General features: G+C 33.7%; 3 protein-coding genes. All 3 read left to right on the top strand.

Annotated features, from left to right (window positions below):
* A partial coding sequence (locus ACZLXV_RS13085; RefSeq protein ID WP_482383708.1) for a PD-(D/E)XK nuclease domain-containing protein occupies window positions 1–1074 on the top strand: 1074 nt, incomplete at its 5' end.
* A 116-nt stretch (window positions 1075–1190) separates the two neighbouring features.
* On the top strand, window positions 1191–1688 hold the full coding sequence (locus tag ACZLXV_RS13080; protein ID WP_482383707.1) for a hypothetical protein: 498 nt from the start codon (window positions 1191–1193) through the stop codon (window positions 1686–1688).
* Between the two features lie 132 nt (window positions 1689–1820).
* The coding region (locus tag ACZLXV_RS13075; RefSeq protein WP_482383706.1) for an AAA family ATPase at window positions 1821–2492 on the top strand (672 nt) is incomplete at its 3' end.

Here is a 2492-nt window from a genome sequence, read left to right as displayed (position 1 = left end):
AACCCATATCTTGAAAGAGCGATAATGACAGGAATAACCCGTGTCTCAAAAGAAAGTATTTTTTCTGACCTTAATAACCTTGTAGTAGTTACAACAACATCAAATCAATATGAGACAGCATTTGGTTTTACGGAAGAAGAAGTGTTTAATGCACTTGATGAGCAGGGACTTTCTGATAAAAAGCAGGAGGTTAAATCATGGTATGATGGATTTACATTCGGTGATAGCAGGGATATATATAATCCATGGTCAATAATAAATTATCTTAAATATAAGAAATTTACGACATACTGGGCAGATTCAAGTTCAAATGGACTTATAAATAATCTTATCCAAAAGGGAAGTCCGTATATAAAAATTATGCTGGAGACTCTTATCAGAGGAGAGAAAATAAATGTTATAATAGATGAGCAGATAGTATTTTCAGAACTTGATTATTCGGAGGATGCAGTGTGGAGTCTTATGCTTGCAAGTGGTTATCTGAAAGTAATATCATCAGAAGAGTTGAATCTGATAAGAGAAAGTGACAATGAGTACGAGCTTGCAATTACAAACCGTGAGATATTATTCATGTTTAGAAAAATGATACTCAGATGGTTTACACCGGCAAAGCGGGAAACAAATGAATTTATAAAAGCTCTTATAAATGGTGATGTTGAAAGCATGAATGCATACATGAACAAAGTGACATTGAAGACAATAAGCTATTTTGACAGTGGAAACAGTCCGTCTGACGAAGAACCGGAGAGATTTTTTCATGGTTTAGTTCTTGGTCTTATGGTGGATCAGACAGAAAACTACATTATAACATCAAACAGGGAAAGTGGTTATGGACGTTATGACATAATGTTAGAGCCGATAGATAAATCAAATGAAAAGCAGCCTGGTATCGTAATCGAGTTTAAGGTAATAAATCCTAAAAAAGAAAAAACACTTGAGGAGACGGTAGAAGCAGCACTAAAGCAGATAGAAGATAAAGGATATGATGCAGAGCTTGTAAAAAGAGGCGTGAAAAGAGAAAACATTCATCATTATGGTTTTGCATTTAGAGGAAAGAATGTGTTGATTGGCTGATATTTTTTTGAAAATCAAAATATTATTTAAATGTAAGTGAATGAAAAAAATGTTATAATTTGAAAAAGTATTTTGATATAATAAATACAAAAACATGTTACAAGGAGGTGACAGCTATGGTTAATAGCATAACAACAGGCATTATTCAAAATCCATACAATTCTTATACAAATGGTTACAGTGGTGCAATAGGAACTGACACAGATGTGGAAAATCAAAATGGTTTTAAACGTGTCGGTGAGGATGAAGATGGAAAGAAAGAGTGTCAGACATGCAAAAACCGAAAGTATAAGGATGGTTCAGATGAGGCGAATGTATCATTTAAGAGTGCAGCTCATGTATCGCCACAGGCTGCCGGGGCAGCAGTAAGGGCACATGAGGGAGAACATGTACAAAATGCTTATAATGATGCTGCTAAAAACAATGGAAAGGTAATCTCAGCATCTGTCAGTATACATATGTCAGTTTGTCCAGAATGTGGACGGTCATATATTTCAGGCGGAGATACAAGGACACAGATAAAGTATTATAATGAATCAAATCCATATCAGCAGGATTTAAAAACAACGGATGGTATAAAACTTCGAGGAGCAAATGTTGATAAGGAAATTTAATATGATGTAAGGGTCAAAAGATAAAAATAACTTAGCATAATGAGAAAAACACTTTTTATGTTAAGTTATTTTTGAAAATAGGCGAAAGATAAAAGTAACTTAGCATATAAGTAAAAATCAGGAGGTGTGTGTATGGCAAAGGTTATAAGTATAGGAAATCAGAGTTTTGAATCAATGCGTGAAAGAGATAATTTTTATGTTGACAAAACCTCTTTTATAAAAGAATGGTGGGAAAATGAAGATATAGTAACACTCATAACACGCCCACGCCGCTTTGGAAAGACATTGAACATGAACATGCTCGAATGTTTTTTCTCAAACAAATATAAAGACAGAGGAGATTTGTTTGAGGGATTGGATATATGGAAAAAGGAAAAATACCGCAAATTACAGGGAACATATCCGGTGATATTTTTAAGTTTTGCAGATGTAAAACAAAATAATTATGAAGAGACAATACAAAAAATAAAAAAGATAATTTTTGATATATACCAAAAATACGATTTTCTAAAAGATTGGGAAGGACTCACTGATAAAGAAAAAACGGCTTTTAGAAATATTGACTGTGTTATGAGTGATATTGTGGCACAGGGAGCTATAAAAGATCTTTCAGATTATCTCAGCCGTTATTATGGCAAAAAAGTCATTATCCTTCTTGATGAATATGATACCCCGATGCAGGAAGCATATGTAAGCGGATATGGGAAAGAACTTGTAGCTTTTACAAGAAGTTTGTTCAATGCGACATTTAAAACAAACCCATATCTTGAAAGAGCGATAATGACAGGAATAACCCGTGTCTCA

The sequence above is a fragment of the Butyribacter sp. genome (assembly GCF_056818865.1).
This window is presented reverse-complemented; position numbering and strand designations above follow the sequence as displayed.

Excerpts from the sequence above, each read along its gene's own strand:
- ACZLXV_RS13080 (WP_482383707.1), top strand. The coding sequence starts at position 1,191 with ATGGTTAATAGCATAACAACAGGCATTATTCAAAATCCATACAATTCT.